The 23,054-nt window shown below is 60.2% G+C and carries 19 protein-coding genes and 1 pseudogene; 7 read left to right on the top strand and 13 right to left on the bottom strand.

Features of this window, described 5'->3' with window-relative positions; genetic code table 11:
• The first annotated feature begins 237 nt into the window (after positions 1-237).
• From QD409_RS18895 to QD409_RS18875, 5 genes are all read left to right on the top strand, one after another.
• The gene (locus tag QD409_RS18895) at positions 238-3,009 is read left to right on the top strand and encodes a DUF2339 domain-containing protein (protein ID WP_092851453.1); all 2,772 of its coding nucleotides are present in this window, start codon (positions 238-240) and stop codon (positions 3,007-3,009) included.
• A gap of 68 nt (positions 3,010-3,077) precedes the next feature.
• Complete coding sequence (locus tag QD409_RS18890) at positions 3,078-3,731, top strand: HD domain-containing protein (RefSeq protein WP_430763352.1); 654 nt, start codon at positions 3,078-3,080, stop codon at positions 3,729-3,731.
• 9 nt (positions 3,732-3,740) lie between these two features.
• Positions 3,741-4,589: an MOSC domain-containing protein gene (locus tag QD409_RS18885; RefSeq protein ID WP_092851451.1), complete on the top strand. Its 849-nt coding sequence runs from the start codon at positions 3,741-3,743 to the stop codon at positions 4,587-4,589.
• A gap of 122 nt (positions 4,590-4,711) precedes the next feature.
• Complete coding sequence (locus tag QD409_RS18880) at positions 4,712-7,957, top strand: adenylate/guanylate cyclase domain-containing protein (protein ID WP_092851450.1); 3,246 nt, start codon at positions 4,712-4,714, stop codon at positions 7,955-7,957.
• Between the two features lie 73 nt (positions 7,958-8,030).
• Positions 8,031-8,711, top strand: coding sequence for a peroxiredoxin-like family protein (locus tag QD409_RS18875; protein WP_092851448.1), 681 nt, complete (start codon positions 8,031-8,033; stop codon positions 8,709-8,711).
• Positions 8,712-8,784: 73 nt separating this feature from the next.
• On the opposite strand, the gene recO is transcribed toward QD409_RS18875, so the two are convergent.
• The 11 genes and pseudogenes from recO to rpoZ all read right to left on the bottom strand — a co-directional run bounded on the left by recO (position 8,785) and on the right by rpoZ (position 18,185).
• Positions 8,785-9,564, bottom strand: coding sequence for a DNA repair protein RecO (gene recO, locus QD409_RS18870; protein ID WP_092851445.1), 780 nt, complete (start codon positions 9,562-9,564; stop codon positions 8,785-8,787).
• 60 nt (positions 9,565-9,624) lie between these two features.
• Positions 9,625-10,080 (bottom strand): response regulator, encoded by a 456-nt coding sequence (locus tag QD409_RS18865; protein ID WP_245298041.1) that lies wholly within the window; start codon positions 10,078-10,080, stop codon positions 9,625-9,627.
• Positions 10,081-10,341: 261 nt separating this feature from the next.
• Positions 10,342-11,070: pseudogene (locus QD409_RS18860) on the bottom strand (Crp/Fnr family transcriptional regulator); the annotation flags it as partial.
• Positions 11,071-11,155: 85 nt separating this feature from the next.
• On the bottom strand, positions 11,156-12,100 hold the full coding sequence (gene era / locus QD409_RS18855) for a GTPase Era (RefSeq protein WP_092851443.1): 945 nt from the start codon (positions 12,098-12,100) through the stop codon (positions 11,156-11,158).
• Between the two features lie 185 nt (positions 12,101-12,285).
• On the bottom strand, positions 12,286-13,005 hold the full coding sequence (rnc, locus tag QD409_RS18850; RefSeq protein ID WP_092851440.1) for a ribonuclease III: 720 nt from the start codon (positions 13,003-13,005) through the stop codon (positions 12,286-12,288).
• A complete protein-coding gene (gene lepB, locus QD409_RS18845) occupies positions 13,002-13,748 on the bottom strand; it encodes a signal peptidase I (protein ID WP_092851435.1) in 747 nt (248 codons plus the stop codon). The genes rnc and lepB overlap by 4 nt, the downstream gene beginning before the upstream one ends.
• A 115-nt stretch (positions 13,749-13,863) precedes the next feature.
• The gene (acpS, locus tag QD409_RS18840; RefSeq protein ID WP_092851430.1) at positions 13,864-14,268 is read right to left on the bottom strand and encodes a holo-ACP synthase; all 405 of its coding nucleotides are present in this window, start codon (positions 14,266-14,268) and stop codon (positions 13,864-13,866) included.
• A gap of 39 nt (positions 14,269-14,307) precedes the next feature.
• Positions 14,308-14,898 carry a DUF2062 domain-containing protein gene (locus QD409_RS18835; protein ID WP_092851429.1) on the bottom strand — a complete coding sequence of 197 codons (591 nt, stop codon included), beginning with the start codon at positions 14,896-14,898 and terminating at the stop codon, positions 14,308-14,310.
• Positions 14,899-15,118: 220 nt separating this feature from the next.
• Positions 15,119-15,268 carry a DUF3563 family protein gene (locus QD409_RS18830; RefSeq protein ID WP_081615336.1) on the bottom strand — a complete coding sequence of 50 codons (150 nt, stop codon included), beginning with the start codon at positions 15,266-15,268 and terminating at the stop codon, positions 15,119-15,121.
• Between the two features lie 192 nt (positions 15,269-15,460).
• Positions 15,461-17,683, bottom strand: a complete 2,223-nt coding sequence (locus QD409_RS18825; RefSeq protein ID WP_092851427.1) for a RelA/SpoT family protein — start codon at positions 17,681-17,683, stop codon at positions 15,461-15,463.
• A 100-nt stretch (positions 17,684-17,783) separates the two neighbouring features.
• The gene (rpoZ, locus tag QD409_RS18820; protein ID WP_092851424.1) at positions 17,784-18,185 is read right to left on the bottom strand and encodes a DNA-directed RNA polymerase subunit omega; all 402 of its coding nucleotides are present in this window, start codon (positions 18,183-18,185) and stop codon (positions 17,784-17,786) included.
• A 311-nt stretch (positions 18,186-18,496) separates the two neighbouring features.
• On the opposite strand from rpoZ, the gene QD409_RS18815 reads away from it, so the two are divergent.
• Positions 18,497-19,081: an NYN domain-containing protein gene (locus QD409_RS18815; protein WP_092851418.1), complete on the top strand. Its 585-nt coding sequence runs from the start codon at positions 18,497-18,499 to the stop codon at positions 19,079-19,081.
• Between the two features lie 133 nt (positions 19,082-19,214).
• Here QD409_RS18815 and smpB read toward each other — a convergent pair whose 3' ends face one another.
• Positions 19,215-19,694, bottom strand: coding sequence for an SsrA-binding protein SmpB (smpB, locus tag QD409_RS18810; RefSeq protein ID WP_092851412.1), 480 nt, complete (start codon positions 19,692-19,694; stop codon positions 19,215-19,217).
• A 133-nt stretch (positions 19,695-19,827) separates the two neighbouring features.
• Positions 19,828-20,712 carry a 4-hydroxy-tetrahydrodipicolinate synthase gene (gene dapA, locus QD409_RS18805; protein WP_092851407.1) on the bottom strand — a complete coding sequence of 295 codons (885 nt, stop codon included), beginning with the start codon at positions 20,710-20,712 and terminating at the stop codon, positions 19,828-19,830.
• A gap of 331 nt (positions 20,713-21,043) precedes the next feature.
• Here dapA and QD409_RS18800 point away from each other — a divergent pair, with 331 nt between their 5' ends.
• Positions 21,044-22,984, top strand: coding sequence for a lytic transglycosylase domain-containing protein (locus QD409_RS18800; protein WP_430763379.1), 1,941 nt, complete (start codon positions 21,044-21,046; stop codon positions 22,982-22,984).
• Positions 22,985-23,054 lie beyond the last annotated feature (70 nt).

Genomic DNA, 23,054 nt, shown 5'->3' with positions numbered 1-23,054 from the left:
AGGACTGGACCATGAGCCCTTGATAAGCTGCTTCGCTCTATCAGTAAATACGAATTGTTAATGAGTATTAACTATAATTTTCAAAAGGTAAATCGGAACCAGCTAATACCTCGTCGGCTCGGCTTTGCCGTATTGCTCGGTATAATCCACTGGAATCATAGGCGAATTTGACTGCTAACCCTTACCGTTCAGTCCAATTGGTATATTGTGCGGACGATTGCTCACGGAGAGGCCTTGATGGAACTGCTGCCGCTTGTCGTCGTGATCGCCGGCATTTTCATACTGCGGGGATACAACCAGCGGATAAAAAGGCTGGAGGCTCGCGTTCAAGAGCTGCAGAATGTCATCGCGGGCAAGGTGCTTCCGGCAGATATGGCCGAATCGATTCCCGCGGAAAGGCCGCAAACGAGTGATGCTCTGCTGCACGCTGAGCACGACGACGAGACACCGATAGCCGAAGCCGCAATCCCAGGCCCCTCTCGGGTCGATATCGAAGAGGCTGATATCGCCGCACGCGGCACGGCTGACATGTTCACCGATGGCGGCCCGGATATCGCAACGCCGGCAGTGATGAAGCCGAAAGAAAGCCTGGAAAGCACGATCGGCGCACGCTGGGCGGTGTGGGTCGGTGGCATCGCGCTGGCCCTCGGCGGCATCTTCATGGTCAAATATTCGATCGAGAGCGGTCTGTTGAGCCCAGGCGTCCGGCTGGTGCTTGCGGCGATCTTCGGCCTGATCCTCGTTGCCGCGGGCGAAGTCATCCGCCGCCGTTCGGCGCCTGTTTCCGGCAGTGCCTTTCAAAATGCGATGGTTCCCGGTGTGCTGACGGCCGCCGGCGTCGTCGCGCTATTCGGCTCGACCTACGCAGCGCATGGCATCTACGGCTTCATCGGGCCTGCCACGGCTTTCGTTCTCCTCGCGCTGATCTCGCTTGCTACTCTTGCCCTGTCGCTCTTGCATGGACAGGCGCTGGCGGGCCTCGGCCTGCTTGCCTCCATGGTCACCCCCGCCCTGATCGCATCGACGGCACCGCGACCCTGGATCCTCTTCGGCTACCTCGTCCTGACATGGCTCGCAACGCTGCTTGCGTCACGGCTGCGTCGCTGGCTGATTGCGCCGTCGCTTGCCAATGCGCTGCTCAGCCTTTGGCCCCTGCTCTACATCTCTTACAGCTCGGTCGTCGATTTCACGCCGGTTACGCTTTCGATGCTCGCCATGATCGGCGGCACCATCTTCCTTTGGCCCGGGCGCTACCAGGCTGCCGCGAAGGCGGTAGATGACGCGACAACCGGGCCGGAGACCAATCCGCTCCAACTTCGGAGCGCCGGTGGCTGGGGCGCTTTCCTTGCCCGACCGCCGCTGGGCATGACACTGACGGCAACGATCGGCGCCCTTGTCGTGTCTCTCTCCTTGCTGGCCGACAGCCTCCGCTATGGCTATCCCATCGTCGACGCCGTGTTCATGTTCGCGGCGATCGTCGCGGTAGTGGCCGCCTTCGGCGCGGGCCGGCTGCATGCGGCCTGGGCGGCGATCCTGTCTGCCGTTATCGCGGTCGTCGGCGTCGGCGGTCTCATGACGAACTGGATCTATGGCCTCGATCCCAGCATCGTCGATGCGATGGCGGCGATGCAGAGCGTAGTTCTCTATGAAGTGCTCGGCCTCGGAGCAATCTTCGTGCTGATCGGCACCTTCTTTCTTCAGCGGTATGCAGAGGGCGAGAAACCCTTTGCCGCGCTTTGGGGCCTGATCATGGTCGTCGTACCGCTGGCGATCGCCGCAATCAGTTTCGTCAATTTCGGCAACTGGACGCTCGACTGGCTGCATGGTCTCTATGGCCTCGGCCTGGGTATCGCGCTGATGGCGCTTGCCGAATGGCAATATCGCCGCTCGGGCGACGGCTGGAACCTGCCGACCAACATTCTCGCCGCCGCCTCCTTCGCGGCCATGGTCTTCGCTCTGCATGTGCTTGCGCATCATGCCGTGCCCACCATATTGCTGCCGGTCCTCGGCATTGCCTATCTGTCGATGGGGAGTGCACGCGATTGGCCGGTCCTGCCGTGGACAATGGTCGCTGCGTTGATCATCGCCATGGGGCGCATCGCCTGGCAGCCGACCATCGTCGATCCGTCCGAGCTCGGCAGGATACCGGTCTTCAATATGCTGCTTGCAGGCTACGGCATTCCGGCAGCCCTCGCCGCAGCGGCAGCTTTCATGGTCCGCCAATCTCCTAGTATCCGGCTGCGCAGCGCACTCCAGGCATTGGCCTCCTTCCTCGTCCTGCTGACGATCGCCATTCTGGTGCGCCATGCCATGAATGGCGGCGTCCTGAACGACGCTGTCCCGACGCTCGGCGAGCAATCGATCTATACCCTGCTGGCTATCGGCGCCTCCGCGACGCTCATGGCCCTCGACCTTAGCGCCGCGAGCCCCCTCTTCCGCTATGGCAGCATGGTGCTCGGCACGCTCTCGGTCATCATGATCCTGACACTGCATCTGCTGGGACTGAACCCGTTCATCACGGGCGAAAGCACCGGCCGGATCCCGTTGTTCAACCTGCTGTTGCTGGGGTATCTCGTGCCTGCCGCCGCCTATGGCGGACTGGCGCTTTTCGCGCGCAACCGGCGGCCCCTGCCCTATGTCGCCATGCTGGCCGTTGCCGGCGCGATCATGGCCTTTGCCTGGGCGACGCTGACGGTGCGCCGCTTCTGGCAAGGGGAGTACATTCCCTTCTGGAACGACTTCATCCAGGGCGAGCTCTATTCCTATTCCGTCGTCTGGCTGCTGATCGGTATCGCCCTTCTCGGGCTTGGCGCCCGTTTTGAAGCGCGGAGCCTGCGCATCGCCTCGGCGGTGCTGGTCTTCATCGCCGTCGTCAAGGCTTTCCTGATCGATATGGCAAACCTCGAAGGCTTCCTGCGCGCCCTCTCCTTCATCGGCCTCGGCGCCGTCCTGATCGGTATCGGTCTGTTCTATCAGAAGATCCTGACGCGCAAGAAAGCCACGGAATGATTGCGGCGAATCCTTTCGCCCGGTAGGAGAAAGCTCTGCCGACAGATCATTCCGGAGCGAGTGCGACAATGGACACCAACAGGATGGCGCGAGCCTTTGCCCCGTTCGAAACGCTGGCTGCGGATCTCATTCCGCACGCTGCCGATGGCGATGATGGTTCGCACGATATCGCCCATATCCTCCGGGTTTTCAGGAATGCCATGGCCATTCAAGCCGCGGAGGGCGGCAATGCCCGAATTCTCGCGGCCGCCGTGCTGCTGCATGATTGCGTTGCCGTGGAAAAGAATTCGCCGCATCGCGCGCAGGCCTCGCGGCTGGCTGCGGAGAAAGCATCGGGCATTCTACAGGAACTCGGTTGGGCGGATGAGGATATTGCGGCGGCCGCGCATGCGATCACCACGCACAGCTTCTCCGCCAATCTTCCGCCCGAAACCCTGGAAGCGAAGATGTTGCAGGACGCCGACCGGCTGGATGCGATCGGCATGGTCGGCGCGGCGCGCTGCTTCTATATTGCCGGCCGCCTCGGTTCCGGTCTCTACGATCCCTTCGATCCGCTTGCGTCCGAGCGGCCGCTCGACGACAAGCGCTTCGCCATTGACCATTTCGAGACAAAGCTGTTCAAACTGGCGGACGGTTTCCAGACCGAGACCGGACGCAAGTTTGCCGAAGCGCGCCACGACCGGCTGAAGACCGTGCTGGCAATGTTCATCGACGAAATCTGAGGGCTATCCATGCGCGTCAGCGATCTTTTCATCTACCCGCTCAAGAGCGCACGCGGCATCGCCATTCCGTCGGCTGCCATCGACGCCTTTGGTCTGGCCGGCGATCGCCGAGCCATGCTGGTCGATCCTTCCGGTCAGTTCATCACCCAGCGTGAATTGCAGGCGCTGGCGCAGATCGATATCGAGCCCGGCCCTTCCTATCTGCGCCTGAAGATGGAGGGCAAGCCCGACATCATCGTGCCGCCGCCGCATCCCGACAACCGCATGGATGTCGTCGTGTGGAAATCCGAGGTCAGCGCCTCCGTTGCCGATGAGGAGACCAACAAGGCCCTGTCCGGCTGGCTTGGCCGTGAGGTCAGGATGGTTTTCTTCGACAGGCTAGCCAAGCGCCTCGCGAGCCCGGAATGGGCGGGAGAGGATTCGACCGTCACCTTCGTCGACGGCTATCAGATCCTCGTCACCACAACCGGCTCGCTGAAGGCGCTCAACGCCAATCTCGCCGCTCATGGCGAAGGCGCTGTCGGCATGGAGCGCTTCCGGCCCAATATCGTCATCGATATCGATGAGGATTGGCCGGAGGACCGCTGGGCGGCAATTGAGGTCGGAGGCATCCGCCTCGATCTGGTCAAGCCCTGCTCGCGCTGCATCATGACGACACAGGACCAGAAGACCGGCTCGCGCGACGTGCCGAATCCGATGCTGGCCATGGGCCGCATCCGCATGTCGGCGGACCGTCGCGTTCCCGGCCCGCTCTTCGGCTGGAACGCGGTGCCGCGCGGCGATGGCTCGGTCAAGATCGGCGATACGGTCACCGTGCTCGAGGAACGGCCGGAGGGCTGGGCTCTCAAGCGGCGCTAGTCGTTCCGCCGTTTGTTTAGCTTGCGGACCTAACGCAGCAGGCGCATGCTTATCGCTCATTTTGAACCCGTCGGTTGCGGCTAAGATAGCCATGGCGCACGGGCTTTGGCGAGGTGCGTCCGATGGAGTGCGCCGGCTGCGGTTTCGATATTCAGAGCGGCTTTGCTTTCTGTCCGCGATGCGGGGCAAGGCAGCCTATCGCTTGCGCCGCATGCGGCTATCCCCGCCAGCCTGATTTTGCCTTCTGTCCCCAATGCGGCGCCGCGATTTCCGACAAAGTCCTACCCGCTGCCAAGCCCAACATCGAGACTACACCGACAAAATCTGACGGCGATGCCGACCGGCGGCCGGTAACCGTGCTTTTTGCGGATCTCTGCGGCTTCACGACATTGAGCGAGCAGATCGATCCGGAAGTCATGCGGGTGTTGCAGAACGACTTGTTCGAGGAAATGACGCAGGCCGTCGAGGCTTATGGCGGCTTCGTCGACAAGTTCGTCGGCGATGCGCTGCTGGCTCTGTTCGGCGCGCCGGTTGCTCATGAAGACGATCCGGTGCGGGCACTGAACGCAGCACTCGATATGATCGATCGGGCGACGCGGGTGGGCGAGCGCTGGCAACCCCGTGCCGGCGTGCCGCTGCGTCTGCATGTCGGCATCAACAGCGGCCCCGTCGTCACCGGCGGCTTCGGTGCCGTCAGCACAAAATCCTATTCCGTGACCGGCGACACGGTGAATACTGCCCAACGCCTGCAATCCATGGCAGGCGAAAACGATATTCTCGTCGGGCCGCTGACCTATCGCCTTACCCGCCATGCCTTCGCCTTCGAAAATCTCGGCGCCCAAGCCTTACGCGGCAAAAGCGGCAATGTGCTTGTCCATCGGCTGACGGGACCGCTGGAAGCGCCGCATACGGCACGCGGCCTCGAGAGTTTCGGCCTTCAGGCACCGATGATCGGACGGGATACGGAATTGTCGCGACTGCTGGCCTGCCTCGACCTTGCCTGCGACGGTGCGGCACAACTCGTCCGCCTCATCGGCGACGCAGGTATCGGCAAGTCGCGGCTGGTCAACGAGTTCATTAGAATTGCCGGCAATGCGGAGCGCTTTCAGGGTCTTGCCATCCGCAAAGCGACCTGCTCGCCTCTCGGCGAACAGTCTTATGGGACGCTTGCCGCGGTCGTGCGCAGTGCCTACGGCATTGGCGAGCGCGACAATCTCGACAGGACACGGCAATTGCTGGCGACGGGGTTCCGCGCGCTCGATCTCACGCAGGAAGATGTCGACGGGCTTTTGCCGCTCTTTCTGCATGTCCTCGGTCTCGGCGATCCGAGCGGAGCGCTGCGGCACATCGAGCCGGAGCAATTGCGCCGGCAGATCTTCTATGCGGTGCGCACCGTCTTCGAGCGGCGGCTGGCGCAAGGTCCGCTGCTGCTTGTCATCGAGGATCTGCATTGGGCTGATGCCGCCTCGCTGGAAGTGCTTCGCTTCATGATGGATCGGCTGGAGCGCAGCCGGCTGATGCTACTTGCGATCTACCGGCCGACATCGCAGATCGATCCGCTGGACTCCAACCGCGTCAGCGTTACCGTGCAGCGTCTCGGTCCGCTCATCGCAGCCGACGGGCAGAAGCTGCTCGCTGCCTTTTTCGGCGGGAGCCATGGCAAGCTGCCGGCCGCGATGGGTAAGCGCATCCTTGATCGTGCCGGTGGCAATCCGCTCTTCATCGAAGAGATCCTTCGGGGATTGATCGACATGGGCAGATTGCACAATGACGGCCTGCGTTGGGAAATCGCGGCGGAAGAGACGGATGTCGATATTCCGGTCAATCTGCAGGCCCTATTGCTCGCCCGTGTCGATCGTCTTCCGCAGGAGATCAGACGGCTGGCGCAGGAGGCGGCGGTGGTCGGCCCGAAGTTCGACACCGCTCTACTGCGCAGTGTCGTCACCGAACCGGCTGCCATCGACGCCGCGTTGGACTATCTCTGCGATGCCGATATCATCGAGGAATTACGCGGGCCGGATGCCGGTGCTTCTCCCACCTACCGCTTCAGCCAGTCCTTGCTGCACGACGTCATCTACCATAATCTCCTGCTGCAACGGCGCATGGAGCTGCATCACCGGATCGGCCGGGTTCTGGAACGCCAATATGGCGCGGTGCCGGACCGGCCCGAGCATCTGGCGCAACTCGGCCATCACTTCAGCCTGACCACCGAGAAGACGAAGGGGGCCGCCTATCTGATGGCGGCCGGCGATCTCGCACGCAAGACCTACGCCAATGACGACGCGATGCGCCTTTACCGCCAGGCGCTCGCAGCCTTCGAAAACGAGCCGGAGGTGGCACCGGAACAATTGGCGCTGCTGGAGCGTCTGGGCGATCTCTGCGGCCCCGCCGGCCGCCGCGACGCCGCGTTGAACCATTATCAGCGAGCGCTAGCGATCTATCGCACAGGAGACGATCGGATCGCGACAGCGAGGATATTGCGCAAAATCGGCCGGCTGCATCTCGAGGCGGGGCGTCGCGATCAAGCGGAGGCGCATTGCGCCGAGGCGGAAGCCATGATTGCAACGATCGATGCGCCGGTCGAACACGCGCATCTCCTGCAGGAGCGCGGCCATCTTGCCTTCCGCATGGGCGACCAGGCGGCAGCAGCAGAATGGGCGACGCAGGCCCTACAACGCCTGCAAACGCTCCCCCTTGACGGAACGACCGAGTCCGGACGAGAGGCGGCGCGCGCCATGGCGGAGGCCCTGAACACCAAGGGCGTAGCGCTTGCGCGGCTTGGCCGCCGCCGCGATGCCGTGCAGGAAGTGGAGCACAGCCTCACCGTCGCCGAAAAGGCCGATCTCCAAAGTGCCGCCTGTCGCGCCTATTCCAATCTCGGCGTGCTCTACACTATTGTGGATCCAGCCAACGCCATCAGGATCTGCCGGCGCGGGCTGGAGGTCGCGACCCGCATCGGCGATCTCGGCTTCCAGGCGCGTCTCCTCGCCAACCTCGCCGTTTCCTGCTGTACCTTTACCGACCGCTGCGCCGCCGAGGGTGTGCCGGCAGCCGAGAAAGCGGTGGAAATAGACCGGGCGCTCGATCAGCGCGACCACCTTTCAGTCCCCTTGATCGTTCTCGGCCAGATCCATCAATGTCACGGGCAGCCGAAGCTCGCGCGCAAATATTATGAAGAAGCCCTTGAGGTTGCGAAGGAAATCGATGAACCGCAACTGCTGTTTCCATGCTATGATGGCTTGGCGACACTAAGCCTGGAACATGACGACCTGGCCGAGGCGGAGCGATTCTTCACGCTGGCGCAGGATGTATGCGTGCGCCACAACCTCGATCCAGGCACGCTCGTCGTCTTGCCGTTTCTCGACTGACTGTCCTCGTTGTGACGGTCGCCGGAGATCTGTTGGGAGAACCAATTCAAGCACATAAAGGGAGGAACGAAACATGCAGGAGAACCACACCGAAAGACCATTGCAGCCGGGAGATCGCGCGCCGAATGTCGTGCTGGATGCGATCACTCGCCAGGGCAAGATCGCCATCGACGATTTTCGCGGCCAGAGGCCGGTGCTTGTGGGATTGTTTCGAGGACTGCATTGTCCCTTCTGCCGCCGTCAGATCGCCGCGATGTCCGAACTCACGGGTGCCCTGCAGGAGAAAGGCATCGACAGCCTGACCGTCGTCAACACACCGATCGAACGCGCCCGGCTTTACTTTCGGTACCATCCGCTTCCCAATCTGCTGGCCGCTTCCGATCCGGAGCGGGTATCGCACAGGGCCTTCGGCCTGCCGAATGTCCAGTTCACCGAGGATGAGACCGACTGGCCGCGTAAGGTCGGCATAAGTGCCGTGCGGTCGATGCGCCTCGACATGCCGGGCGAACTTCCCCAGCCTATGGATCCGATGACAGCGATGGAGTTCCTCGACAAGGCGGACGGCTATGAAATCACGGAGGACGACAAACATATGGTTGCCACAGGCGAAGGCCAGCTCGTCGGCGAATTCCTGCTCGATCGGGATGGCGTCATCCGCTGGTGCTTCACCGAGGCCGAAGAGGCCGGTCGTCATATGTTCGGCATTCCCGCCCCACGGGAGGTGATGTCGGCGGCGTCGAACATGGCTGTTTGAAGCGAGCGGTCTTTCCGCTTGGAATCATGCCTTGAGCATGATCTTGCCCGCTGCGCACTTACGGGATCATGCTCTATATTTTGGCGGCAGCGGCCGGCCGCTCCTGCGGCATTTCCAGGGATGCCGCATTCAACGCTTTCAATGCCGCCTGAATAAAGCCATCGCGCGCCGCGGCGATCTGAATGCCGCGAGGCTCGTAGACATGGCGATGCAGGAAGAAGCCCGTCAGCCGGAAGGCCGCTGAAAGGCTTTCGCTATCGGCCGCGACCACGGCTCCGGCCACAAGGAAAGGCGGCAAGGCCAACATCTTGTCGGCCCATGGCGCACCCGCCGCACGGCAGACGGCCCGCCCGGTCTTTGGCGAGACGAATGCAAGGTCTTCGCGTATGCCTGTCGCCGCACACTCGGTCAGGTCGAGGCCGAAGCCGAGATCGTTCAGCACGGCGAGTTCGAAGCGCACGAAGAGTTCACCGGCATCCGCCGGGTTCTGCAGATTTTCAAGGATGACATCGAGCGCATCGTAAAGATGCGGGTGCGGATCGCGCTCCGGCAGCAGCCGCAGAAGCGCGCCCATTGCCTGCACGCCATAGACAGCAGTCGCAGTCTCCATCAGCCGCGCCGCTCGCAGCGCGACTGGCTCCATACGGAATTCGCCAAGATGCTCATGCAGCCTCGCACGCCAGGTCACCTCGACCAGATTGCCGGCCTGCAGCACCGGTTGCATGGAGCGAGATCGCCCTCCTCGCACCATGCCCATATGCCGGCCCCGCGCCCGCGTCATCACCTCGGCGATGACGCTGGTTTCTCCAAGGCGCTTGACGCCCAAGATGATCGCGTGGTCCTGCCACTGCATCGGCTGGTCTGCCTCAAGAGGATTGTCGCGATTCGAGTTTAGGACAAATGGCAGCGGCTGTCACATGGCTGAGGATTTGCCGGCCTCCGCCAGCGCCTGAACAAAGAGGCGCATGGACTGCTCGTCGAAAGGCTTGTTCAAAAGCGGCACATGCTGCAGGTCCGGCGGGAAATCGAGTGTGTCGGGGTAGCCGCTGACGAAGCCGAAGGCGATGCCCCGATCCATCAGCAGACGGGCAAAGCCAAAGCTTGTCGACTCCCCGAGATTGACGTCCAGCATCGCAAAATCATAGTTATCGGAATGAATGGCGTTGACCGCCTGTTCCAGATTCGAGGCGATCTCGACTTGCCCAATCCCGACAAGACGCAGTATTTCCTCCGCCTCCATCGCAATAATGAGATTGTCTTCGAGAATTAGGACCCGTTGAAACGTCATTTCAACGCCATCCATGCATGCGTGCGCCGAGCGGTGCGCTCCATTAAGAAATTCCACATCTATCCCTCCGGCGCCGATCATCGGCCCGTATTGAATGGATGGTTTTCTCCCATCCGTTCTGGCTCGGTCTGCTATGACATGACTTCGCCGACAACCCGCTTCGCACTTTTTACAATGCGGGACTATGGGCTCGTCATCGTGCTCCCATCGCTTTTGCCGCCGGGGTTAGTAAAGGGTGAAACTGGTCGAAAAGTGACGGCAATAGTAATCTAAGCTGATACAGTTGAGGCCGATATTAAAAAAAGACATGTCGCCGGTAACAATAATTGTCATCAAATGAAGGGGGCGCTTGCCCGAATCAAGTCCGTCCCAGCCCGCCATATCTGCGAGACCTTTCGCATCCAGAACGCCGCAACCGCGCTCCTGCCAGAGAATCAGTCCTCGGTCAGCCAACTTTTTCAATGTCTTATTGGTATGAACGACGGAGAGACCGAGCGTATCGGCAACATGCCGCTGCGTGATCGGAATGATCTTGCTGCCTTTGAGCAGGCGAAGTGCGCTGGCGCGCTGATAGAGATAGGCAATGAGATAGGTTGCCCGTTCGTGAGCCGATCGGCGCTCGATGCTCATCTAATATCCGTTCTTCGCGCGCCGCAATCCAAGTGAGGTCGAATGCAAGTGACGGATAGGAATTGTAAAGCGTCATCAATTCCGTGCGCTCGAAAACGCAGAGCAAAACCGGCGAGAGCGCTTCCGTCGAATGACGCATCTCCCCCATGATCGAGCCTTGCAACCCGATCAGATCGCCAGGCATCACATAGTTCAGAACCTGCCGGCGGCCGTCCTCAAGCGTCTTATAGCGAAAGCCCCAGCGGGACAGGATGGTGAAGAGATGGGCGCTATGTGCACCCTCGAGGAAGATCGTGGCGCTGCATCGACAAGCAGCTCGCCCTTCTAGAAACCGCTGACGAAATTGAGCTCATCGCGTTCGAATTCCCGGAAATGCGGGAGAGATCGCAACGGACATTGCTCGCATGGCGGTCGCGACGCATACGTCGCCGCTTTCGCCATGAAACGCTCCACTGAGTTGCATCAGCTCAGGCAATGTGCCCGATAAACTGTTGCAATATAAAGCATTCAGCGAAGCGAAGTTCCATCAGCGAGGGAAGTCGAGGCCCATTTCCCGGAAGCGCTCGGGATCGTCTCCCCAATTCTCGCGTACCTTGACGAAGAGAAAGAGATGCACAGGCTGCTCCAATATCTCGGAGAGCTCCTTGCGCGATGCGGTCGAGATCGATTTGATCGCCTCACCGCCCTTGCCCAGCGCAATCTTCTTCTGGCTCTCGCGCTCGACATAGATGACCTGCTCGATCCGAACGGAGCCATCCTTGCGCTCTTCCCACTTTTCCGTCTCGACATGCGAGGAATATGGAAGTTCCTGATGCAGGCGCAGGAACAGCTTTTCGCGCGTGATTTCGGCGGCGAGCTGCCGCATCGGCAGATCGGAGATCTGGTCTTCGGGATAATACCAGGGGCCTTCCGGCAAGGTCTTTGCCAGATAATCCATGACGTCGTCGCAGCCGGAGCCGTTCTCGGCTGAGATCATGAAGGTCTGGTCGAAGGCGACCTTCTCATTGGCAGCGGCGGCGAGCGCGAGCAGATCCTCGCGGCGAACGCGGTCGATCTTGTTGAGGACGAGGATTTTCGGCTGCGGGACTTCCTTCAGCCCTTCCAGGATGGCTTCGGCATCACCGCGCAAACCACGCTCGCTATCGATGAGCAGCATGATGAGATCGGCATCCTTGGCGCCGCCCCAGGCAGAGGTCACCATGGCGCGGTCGAGCCGGCGGCGCGGCTTGAAGATGCCGGGCGTATCCATGAAAACGATCTGCGCATTGTTGTGGATGGCGATGCCGCGGACGATTGCGCGCGTCGTCTGCACCTTGTGGCTGACGATCGAAACCTTGGCACCCACGAGCCGGTTGACCAAGGTCGACTTGCCGGCGTTGGTCGGGCCGATGAGAGCCACGAAGCCGGAATGCGTCGGGCCGATATGTTCAACCGCACCATCATCGGCGGGCGTATCTTGCTGATTGGTCATCTTTTCCGTCGTTTCTAGAGCCTTTCCGCTTTTCTTCGAATCGCGAAAAAACTCTATCTTCTTGTTTCTTTACGCATTCCGGATGGAAACCGCTGCGCCCTTTTCCTGGAAATGCTCTGTTCTTGTTCTTTCCGCATTCCGGACGGAAAACCGCTACGCACTTTTCCTGGAAATGCTCTAGGCAGTCATTTCTCAGTCGACTGAGACTGCCATACACCTTCGCGCTCCAAAATCCGCGTCGCCGCCACCTGTTCGGCCGCACGCTTGGAGCGTTCAATTCCTGTTTCGGGCGCGGTTCCCGCCACTTCCACGGTCACCGTGAAGCGGGGATCATGATCCGGTCCGCTGCGATCATCAACCCTGTAGACCGGGGTGACGCCGAATTTCGCATGCGCCCATTCCTGCAATTCCGTCTTCGCGTCGCGCCTTGCGCCATCGGGCCGAACCGCCCGACGCTCCCAATAACGCAGAATGAAGGTGCGGGCCACTTCGAGGCCGCCATCCAGATAAAGGGCTGCGATCAGGCTTTCGACGACATCGGCGCGCACGTTGAGCATGCGCTTGCCGGTCAGCTTCTTCACGTCGGCGCCGGTACGGATATAAAGATGCAGCTGCATCTCGTCGGCGACCTCGGCGCAGGTCTCGGCGCTGACCAGCTGGTTCAATCGGACGGAAAGCTCCCCTTCGGTCGCCGTCCCGAAGGTCCGGAACAGAAGTTCGGCGATGCACAGGCCGAGAACCCGGTCGCCGAGAAACTCCAGTCGTTCGTAATTGCTCGTCTTGTGCGTGCGGGCGCTGGCGTGCGTCAGCGCCCAATGGAGACGATCCTTCTCGGCGAACTCGTGGCCTATCACAGCTTCAAGCTTAGCACGATCCGCCTGCGAGAGGGCCTGCACTTTCGTCATTCGACAACCTTGAAGAGGCGATCCCAACGCATGTTGGTCGGCCATTTCCAGATTTCCCGGAACGACGTATCGTGACCGAGCGAGAAGAAGATGACGCTGGCGCGACCGATCAGGTTCTCAGCCGGCACATAACCGACATCGAAACGGCTGTCGTCGGAATTGTCGCGGTTGTCGCCCATCATGAAATAATGTCCCGCCGGAACAACATATTCCTGCGTGTTGTCGCCGCGCGAATTCGGCGAAAGATCCAGCGTGTCGTAGACCTTGCCGGTGTCCGCCAACCGCTCGCTATAGACCGGGATGTGATCGCCCGGCTCCTGGCTGTAATCCGACGAGAAGGTGCCATGTGGCTCGCGCGGGACGGCCTGGCCGTTGATATAGAGAATATCGTTCTTCACCTGGATGCGATCGCCAGGCAGGCCCATGACGCGCTTGATGTAGTCGACATCGGGATTCGGCGGGAAGCGGAAGACGACGACGTCGCCGCGCTTCGGCTCGCTGCTGAAGATGCGGCCGCTGAAGAGGTTCGGCGAGAACGGCAGCGAGTACTTCGAGTAGCCATAGGCGAACTTATTGACGAAGATATAGTCGCCGACAAGAAGCGTCGGCATCATCGAGCCGGACGGAATGGTGAATGGCTGAAAGAGAACGGTGCGGATGACCATGGCCAGGACGAGCGCCTGAACGATGACCTTGATGTTCTCCCACAGGGCGTTCTGCTGTTTAACGGCTTTCTCGGACACGCAGTCTTGTTCCTTTTTCGCACCCCACCGGCGCAACTTGCATTGAGGCACTCTCTACTCGCTTCATATCACGGCGGCAATGGCACTGGCGCCAAAAGCAACATCTAGCAGCGATTCAACCCTCTATCGGCAGCGCCTCAATGATTACGAAGGCCTGAGCAAGAGGGAAATCATCCGTTATCGTCAAATGAATGGCGGCACGATGATTTTTGGGCAGCATGGCAGCCAGCCTTTCGGCCGCGCCACCGGTCAATTGCATGGTGGGCTTGCCGCTCGGTAGATTGACGACGCCCATGTCGCGCCAGAAGACGCCCTGCGCCAATCCGGTGCCCAAAGCCTTGGAGCAGGCCTCCTTGGCGGCAAAGCGCTTGGCATAGGATGCCGCCTTGTTCTTGCGCCGCTCGGACTTGGCACGTTCTATGTCGGTGAAACAGCGCTCGGTGAAGCGAGCGCCGAAACGCTCCATCGTCTTTTCGACGCGGCGGATGTCGATGAGATCGCTACCAATACCGATGATCATGATACGGCCCTCCCGGCGGCCTGGACGATGTCAGGCTCGTCAGACGCTCGACGCGTTGTCGGCAAGCGCCATGCGCTCACGCGCGCGCTCCATCAGCCGTTCCTTGCGGCGCGTTTTGAAAGTCTTCACGCCGTAATAGGTGAGCGCATAGACGATGACGCCTGAGACAATCGCCGGCGGAATACCGCCGATCAGCATCGGCTTCAAAACCGGATCCCAAATCTGCAGGAGATCGCCCTTGTGCCACAGCGCCGGCAGATCGATGCCGGTAGCGCCGCTGCCGCCGCTGTCGCGCGCCAGGATCAGATGGCCGATTTCCCACGTGAAAGCCCAGATGAAGGGATAGGTAATGGGATTGCCGGCGGCCAGACAGCCGAGCGCGGAAGCGATGACATTACCGCCGACCAGATAGGCGATGATGATCGCCATCACGAAATGCACGCCGATGAACGGCGTCCAGGACACGACGATACCCGCGGCAAATCCGGCCGCAATTGAATGCGGCGAAGCAGCAAGGCGAACGAGGCGCTTGCCGAAATATTGGAATGAGCGAACGAAACCCTTGCGGGGCCAAAGGTGCTCCCGCAGTTTTTCCTTGAATGTCAGTGGTTTTCGGCGACGAAATAACATGCGGTTTATCTAGTGCAATGGGGGCCGTCGTGACAAGACCGGCCAGCGGATCACGCACTGATTAAGAACCGAAAGTGCGGCCCTTTTTGGGAACGTCGCCCGCTTGCGCTGCAGAAAGCCGGACGCTCTCTCATTTTACAGGAAGCAATCCCGCAGTATCGGGATGCTCCAAGGGCGCAACAGCGACGCGCCCTCCTGGTCTTATAAGTATTGGCAGCGATTAACGCTGGCGGAACAGACCGCGGTCGACCTGACGCTGACGATATTCAAGATCGAAACGGTCGTGCGAGCCATTCAGATATGCCATTTCACGTTCTTCAACACTCGGAACGCGCAGGGCACGGGCGATTTTCTTGATCGGGCTAAACATTGTCTTCTCTCATCTCTGTTTCATTTCTTCGATGACCAGAAGATAGGCGCGACCGAGGTTAATTACCACCTCTCTAAAATAGACGCAGCCATGCGCTCTATGCACATCTATCCGGAAAGCTGCTCGTTTCTGGTCATAAAATGATCACAAAATATGCAGCCTGCACCGGATCGAGCGCGACGCCGCGCGGCGTCAGTCGTAAAGACGCTTTACCGTCGCGATGCAATCGAGCTCCTTGAGCTGCACCAGAAGCTGGTTCAGCTGGCGCAGATCCCAGACTTCGACGTCCAGCGCCATCTCAGTGAAATCGGCAGCAACGCGAACCGTGTTGAGAACGCGGATATTGACGTCGACATCGGCAACGGTCTGCGCCACCTTGGCCAGGGTGCCGGGTTCGTTCAGCGCGTTGATCAGGACGCGAGCGGCAAAACGGGACTTGTTGGCCTCGTCCAGATCCCAGCGCACATCGATCCAGCGTTCGGGCTCGTCGTCGAACCGCTGCAGGATCGGCGACTGGATCGGATATATGGTGATGCCCTTGCCCTTTTCCATGATGCCGACGATGCGATCGCCGGGGACGGCGCCCGTCGGTGCGAAATGCACCTCGACATTGGCCGCGAGACCACGGATCGGCGGCGCCTCGACACCATCAGCGAGATCGGCCTTGTTCTTACCGGGGATCTTGAAAATCATGCCGGAAGCGCTGTGGACATTGAACCAGCCTTCGTCGCCAGCCGGCTTGACGGTTACCCGCTCGTCCTGGTGGTCGGGGTAAACGGCGCGCAGCACATCGAGCGACGACATCTCCCCTCGCCCGACGGCGGCGATGGCGTCTTCCACATCCTTCTGACCGAGGCGATGCAGGGCAGGCTTCAAGGCATCCCGCGAGAAGACCTTGCCGGCACGCTCGAAGGTGCGCTCGAGAATGCGGTGGCCGAGGCCGGCATATTGCTTGCGGATGGCAAGCCGGGTCGCACGGCGAATGGCCGCGCGCGCCTTGCCGGTCACGACGATCTCCTCCCAGGCAGCCGGCGGCACCTGCACGCCGGATCGGATGATCTCCACCTCGTCGCCATTGGTCAGCCGCGTTACCAGCGGCATGATGCGGCCGTTGATCTTCGCGCCGACTGTGGTGTCGCCGATATTCGTATGGACGGCATAGGCAAAATCGATCGGTGTGGCGCCGCGCGGCAGCGCGATCAGCTTGCCTTTGGGCGTGAAGCAGAAGACCTGATCCTGGAACAGCTCGAGCTTGGTATGTTCGAGGAATTCTTCCGGGCTATCGCCCTCGGCCAGCGCTTCGATCGTATGCCGCAGCCAGGAATAGGCGCTGCTTTCCCGCGACAAAAGCTCGCCGTCGCCATTGCCGTTGCCGTTCGTGCCGTCCTTGTAGAGCGTATGGGCTGCGATGCCGAATTCGGCGATCTCGTGCATGCGCTTCGTTCGGATCTGCAGTTCGATGCGCTGGCTGGAAGGGCCGACGATCGTCGTGTGCAGAGAGCGATAGTCGTTCTGCTTCGGTGTCGAAATATAGTCCTTGAAGCGGCCGGGAACGACGCGCCAGCGGGTGTGCACGATGCCGAGCGCCCGGTAGCAGGACGGTATGTCGTCGACGAGAAGACGGAAGCCGTAAATATCCGAAAGCTGCTCGAAGGAGAGCGATTTCGACTGCATCTTGCGGAAGACCGAGTAAGGCTTCTTCAGCCGGCCTTTGACCATGGCATTGGCAAGGCCGTTTGCGACCAGCAGGTCGCGCAGCTCGGTCTCAATCTTCTTGACGAGACCCTCGTTGCGCCGCGACAGCTCTTCCAGCCGCTTGGTGACGGTATCGTGTGCCTCGGGATTGATGTGGCGGAAGGAGAGCTCTTCAAGCTCCTCGCGCATGTCCTGCATGCCCATGCGGCCGGCAAGCGGCGCATAGATTTCCATCGTCTCTTCGGAAATGCGGGCGCGCTTTTCCGGCGACATGTGGTCAAGCGTGCGCATGTTGTGCAGACGGTCGGCGAGCTTCACCAGAAGCACGCGGACATCGTCGGAAATTGCGAGCAGCAGCTTGCGGAGATTTTCCGCCTGCTTCGCCTTCTTGGTGACGAGATCGAGCTTCTTGATCTTGGTCAGCCCTTCGACCAGGCGACCGATGTCCTCGCCGAACAATTCGTCGATCTCGGCGCGCGTCGCCGTCGTATCCTCGATCGTGTCGTGGAGAAGAGCGACCGCGATGGTCGATTCGTCCAGACGCATATCGGTCAGAATGGCGGCAACTTCGAGAGGATGGGAAATATAGGGGTCGCCGCTGGCGCGTTTCTGCTGACCATGCTTCTGCATCGCATAGACGTAGGCCTTGTTGAGCAGCGCTTCGTTGGCATCGGGCTTGTACTTCTGCACCCGCTCAACAAGCTCATATTGCCGCATCATTCCAAGGCTACTCCCGCAAAAACAAAAGCGCGCCAGTCATATGACCGGCGCACGCATCCCCTCATCATATCGCTCCTGCCCGGAGCATCAAGATCGACGATCAGTAATCGTCGCTTTTTTCCGGCGGAACAAGGCCTTCGATGCCGGCCAGCAGTTCTTCTTCCGACATCTGGTCGAAAGTCACGGCTTCCGGGGCGTCTTCTTCCTCTTCGCTAGAAGCGGAAGCACCACCGGTTGCCAGCAGGTTTGCCGGATCGGGCTCGGGCTCATCCACTTCGACGTGCTTCTGCAGCGAGTGGATCAGGTCTTCCTTGAGGTCATCAGGCGACAGCGTCTCGTCGGCGATTTCGCGCAGGGCAACGACCGGGTTCTTGTCGTTGTCGCGGTCGATCGTGATCGAGGAGCCCTGCGAAATCAGGCGAGCGCGATGGCTGGCAAGCAGCACGAGCTCGAACCGGTTCTCTACTTTATCAATGCAATCTTCAACTGTGACACGGGCCATTGCCTGTCCTTTGCGGTCGTGATGTCTTCATCATGTCTCGGAGTAGCACGCCGATACAAGCAAACGATGGCAAATTCAAGTTTTTCCTGTTTGAGCCCCTTCGCACCATCCCATAAAGTGCTAAAATTCTCCTAGACAAATGGTGCATTCCACCTAAGATTGCTTGGAATATCGCGTGGCGTGCCCTAAATCTCGATTATATGAATAATTCATAAAGTAATTCGAATTATTCTCGGACGCTGTACAAGGCCTTGTTTTAGCTTACCTTTGAATAAAAAGATTACGTTTTTGTAACAGTGGATATGTAAGCGATGTTTGACCCACGCGAGAAAATCGCACTTTTTATAGACGGCGCCAATCTCTACGCTGCATCCAAGAGCCTCGGCTTCGATATCGACTACCGCAAGCTCCTGAAGGCGTTTCAGAAACGTGGATACCTGCTGCGCGCCTATTACTACACTGCCCTTATCGAGGATCAGGAATATTCCTCCATCCGTCCGCTGATCGATTGGCTCGATTACAACGGCTACAAGGTCGTTACCAAGCCGGCGAAGGAATTCACCGACTCCATGGGGCGCCGCAAGATCAAGGGCAACATGGATATCGAACTGGCGATCGACGCCATGGAACAATCCGAAACCGTCGATCATCTGGTGATCTTCTCCGGTGACGGCGATTTCACGACGCTGGTAGAGGCTCTGCAGCGTCGCGGCCGCAAGGTTTCGGTCATTTCGACCATGGCGACCCAGCCGCCCATGATCGCCGACGATCTACGTCGTCAGGCAGATCACTTCATCGACCTCGTCTCGCTGAAGGCGGAAATCGGACGCGAACCCTCCGAGCGCCCGCACCGCGCCGCAGAGGTTACTCATGCAGAAGCAGATGCCGAGCAATAAAGCTGGGGAATTCCTGACCTCTGGCGTTCGAACTCCTGCGCTATCGCGCTTGAGCCTTAGCTTTGTCCCCACCCCGGTGGTTCTTGGCTAAACGCGGATCGGCAGTGCGCGCTCGATCAACTCCGCGTCAGGCTTAGCCATTGTCCTTCAACAGGCGGCTCTTCTGCCGGTTCCAATCGCGTTCCTTTTCGGTTTCGCGCTTGTCGTGCAGCTTCTTACCCTTGGCCAGAGCCAGTTCCAGCTTCGCGCGACCGTTATCATTGAAATAGATCTTCAACGGCACCAGCGTCATGCCCTCGCGATTGATGGCAGAGCGCAAGCGGCCGATTTCACGGCCGGAAAGCAGCAATTTGCGGCGACGGCGCGGCTCGTGATTAAAGCGGTTCGCCTGCAGGTATTCAGGCAAATAGGAATTGATGAGCCAAATCTCGCCGTCTTCATCGGAAGCGTAGGATTCCGCAATATTGGCCTTGCCCTCGCGCAGGGACTTGACCTCGGTGCCCTTCAGCACGAGACCGGCCTCATAGGTATCGATGATCTCGTAGTTGAAGCGTGCCTTGCGGTTCTCCGCCACGATCTTCTTCACTACGCGCTGGCTGCCTTTGGGGGCCATGATTCTTCTTCTTTTCTTACATCATTCAGGCTGCAGCCATCGGCGCGCCAAGTTCCTGCACCCTAGATAAGCGAGGCCGCCCCCTTTGTGAAGAGAGCGGCCTGACAGAGCTTCGGTCTTGCGCGCGTTGCCGTCAGTTCAGAAGGCCCGCATGGCGCATGGCCGCGTCGATCGCAGCTTCCGTCGCAGGCTCCAATGTCGGCAGCAGCGGCGAGCGGACGTTACGGCTCATGCGGCCGAGGCGCGAAAGGCCGTATTTGGCGCCACAAACGCCAGGCTCCATAAAGATCGCCTTGTGCAGCGGCATCAGACGATCCTGATACTCGAGGGCCTTGGCATAATCGCCGGCAAGCGTCGCCGCCTGAAATTCGGCGCAAAGGCGCGGCGCGATATTGGCCGTCACGGAAATGCAGCCGACGCCGCCATGGGCGTTGAAGCCGAGCGCCGTTGCGTCCTCGCCGGAAAGCTGGCGAAAATCGGTGCCACAGGCGATGCGCTGCTCGGAGACGCGCTCGATCTTGCCAGTCGCGTCCTTCACGCCAACGATGTTGCCATAGGCCTTGACGAGTGCGCCCATCGTTTCCGGCGTCATGTCGACGACCGAGCGGCCAGGAATATTGTAGATATAGATCGGCAGCTTCACCGCTTCCGCGACGGCGGCGAAATGTGCGTACAGGCCCTTCTGCGTCGGCTTGTTGTAATAGGGCGTGACGACGAGAACCGCATTGGCACCGACCTTCTCGGCATGCTGAGCAAGCTCGATCGCCTCGCGCGTGTTGTTCGAGCCTGCGCCGGCCATGACGGGAACACGCTTGTTCGCCACTTCGATGCAAAGCTCGACGACGCGCTTGTGCTCATCATGCGACAAAGTCGGCGATTCGCCCGTCGTGCCCACGGGCACCAAGCCGCGGCTACCCTCTTTTATCTGCCACTCGACATGGGAGGCGAAGGAAGCCTCATCAAACTTGCCGGCGTCAGTAAAGGGTGTAACGAGTGCGGGAATGGACCCCTGGAACATACAAGTCTCCTAGCGGCGCTGCCTTCATGCTTAAGCCGCAATCCATGGTTATGAATCTGCGCACCATAGAGTGCCGGCTTGTTGGGGACAAGCGCGCTTTGATTGGTTTGGAGCAGTTTCCGATATCATAATTGATTGAAATTCGCGCCGCCGGTAAGGTTTCGTTAATATACCATTGGGCAAATGGAAGGGGCCTGATTGTTTTGTGAGTAGCCGGATGAAAAGACCCGCGATGATCTGGACCGCCGTAGGCTTGGCGGTCGCATGGAGCGCTTTTGCGTCTCAGATTTCCGGCCAGCAGACATTGACCGGCAATCGCTCCGACGTTGCGATGACAATGCCGGATCCAATGAGCACCGCCTCCATACCGCGCGGCGGCCCCATCGCCCCGATCAATGGCGACCTGAAGGCCGGCCTCGACGCACTTTCCAATAAAAACCCGATGCAGGCGCTGGCCATCCGCAACGGCATGAGCCAAGGCACGCTCGATCGCCATATTCTGACCTGGGCGATTGCCACCTCCGGCCAACCGGGCACTCCTTCCGGGGAGATTGCCTCAGCTGCGCGCGAATTGGTGGGCTGGCCGGGCCTCGGCAGCCTGAGGGCAAACTCGGAACGGGCGCTCTACGCCGAAAATCCATCGACTGATCAAATCCTTGCCGCCTTCGGCAGCACGCAGCCCGAAACCGTGGAAGGCTCGGTGATCCTGTCGCGCGCCCTCATGGCACGCGGCTCGTCGGCGCAGGCTGCAAAATTGATCCGCAAGATCTGGCGCAATGAAACGCTGGACAAGTCTTTCGAGGACAAGATCCTCGCAGAATTCTCCGGACTATTGTCACCGGCCGATCATAAGGCGCGGATGGACTATCTGCTTTACCGCGACCGCACCGCCCAGGCGAAGCGCTTCGGCGATCTCGGGAAAGCACAGTCGCTCTACAAAGCCTGGGCTGCGGTCAACGAACACTCAAGCAAAGCCGACGGGCTGATTGCCGGCATTGACGCCCAATGGCGCAAGGATCCCGCCTATCTCTTCATGCGGATCGAAAACCTGCGCCGCCAGAACAAATATGACGATGCCGCCAATCTGCTGGCTCAGATGCCGCGCGATCGCAGCGTGCTCGTCAATCCCGACCAATGGTGGAACGAGCAGCGCATCGTCAGCCGTGGACTGGTGGACCAGGGCGATTTCAAGAACGCCTATCGCATCGTCGACGCCAGCGTCGCGGAAAGTCCGCAAGACGTCGGTGAAGCCGAGTTCCATGCAGGGTGGTACGCTCTGCGCGGCCTGCAGGACGGCCTGGGCGCAGCGACCCATTTCCGCAAGATCCTGCAGGTATCGAACGGGCCGATCTCGCAATCACGCGGCTGGTACTGGCTGGGTCGCGCCGCCGAGGCTGGCGGCCCCGGCAAGGCAGCCGATTTCTATGCCAAGGCGGCCTCCTATCCGAGCACGTTCTACGGCCAGCTTGCCGCCGAAAAGCTTGGCCGCCGCACGCTGAATGTCACCTACCCCGCGCCCGCGCCTGCCGATCGCCAGGGCTTCCAGGGGCGCGAAGCGGTGCAGGCCATCTCGCGGCTCGAAGCGGCGGGACATGGCTGGCGTGCTGAGGCGCTCTATCGCGCGCTGGCGAAACAGCTGGCGAGCCCGGGCGAGATCGCCTTGCTGACGGCCCAAGCCGAGCGCTCCGGCAACCATCAGCTCTCGCTGCAGATCGGAAAGATCGCCTATGGACGCGGCATCGACGTGGCGGCCTTGGCCTTCCCGATTGGCGTCATTCCGCAGAATGCGAATATCTCCGGCTCCGGCAAAGCGCTTGCCTATGCCATTGCCCGGCAGGAAAGCGCCTTCAACCCGGCGGCGATCTCCTCGGCCAATGCACGCGGCCTGCTGCAATTGCTGCCGAAGACGGCCAAGGCGGTCGCAGGCCGGCATGGCATAGCCTATTCCGCCGACAAACTGACGCAGGATGCCGGCTACAACGCGACGCTCGGCGCCCACTATCTCGGCGAACAGATCGACACCTTTGGCGGCTCCTACATCCTCACCTTCATCGCCTACAATGCCGGGCCGAACAAAGTGCCGGAATGGATCAGCCGCTATGGGGACCCGCGCGGCAAGTCGCTTGACGACGTGATTGACTGGATCGAGCGCATTCCCTTCCCCGAGACACGCAACTATGTTCAGCGCGTCATGGAAAACTATCAGGTTTACAAAGCACGGCTCGGGCAGAAGACCGACATTGTGCAGGACCTTGTCAACGGGCGCGGCTAAATGGCCCGCAAGGGCGCGGTTGTGAAAGCCGTCGAAATCGCGTTACATCCCTCGTCATATCCCAAGCACG

It is taken from the genome of Rhizobium sp. BR 315, assembly GCF_050577975.1.
Classification (GTDB): Bacteria; Pseudomonadota; Alphaproteobacteria; order Rhizobiales; family Rhizobiaceae; genus Rhizobium; species Rhizobium miluonense.
The sequence above is the reverse complement of the archived record's forward strand: the minus strand, read 5'-3'. Positions and strand labels throughout refer to the sequence as shown.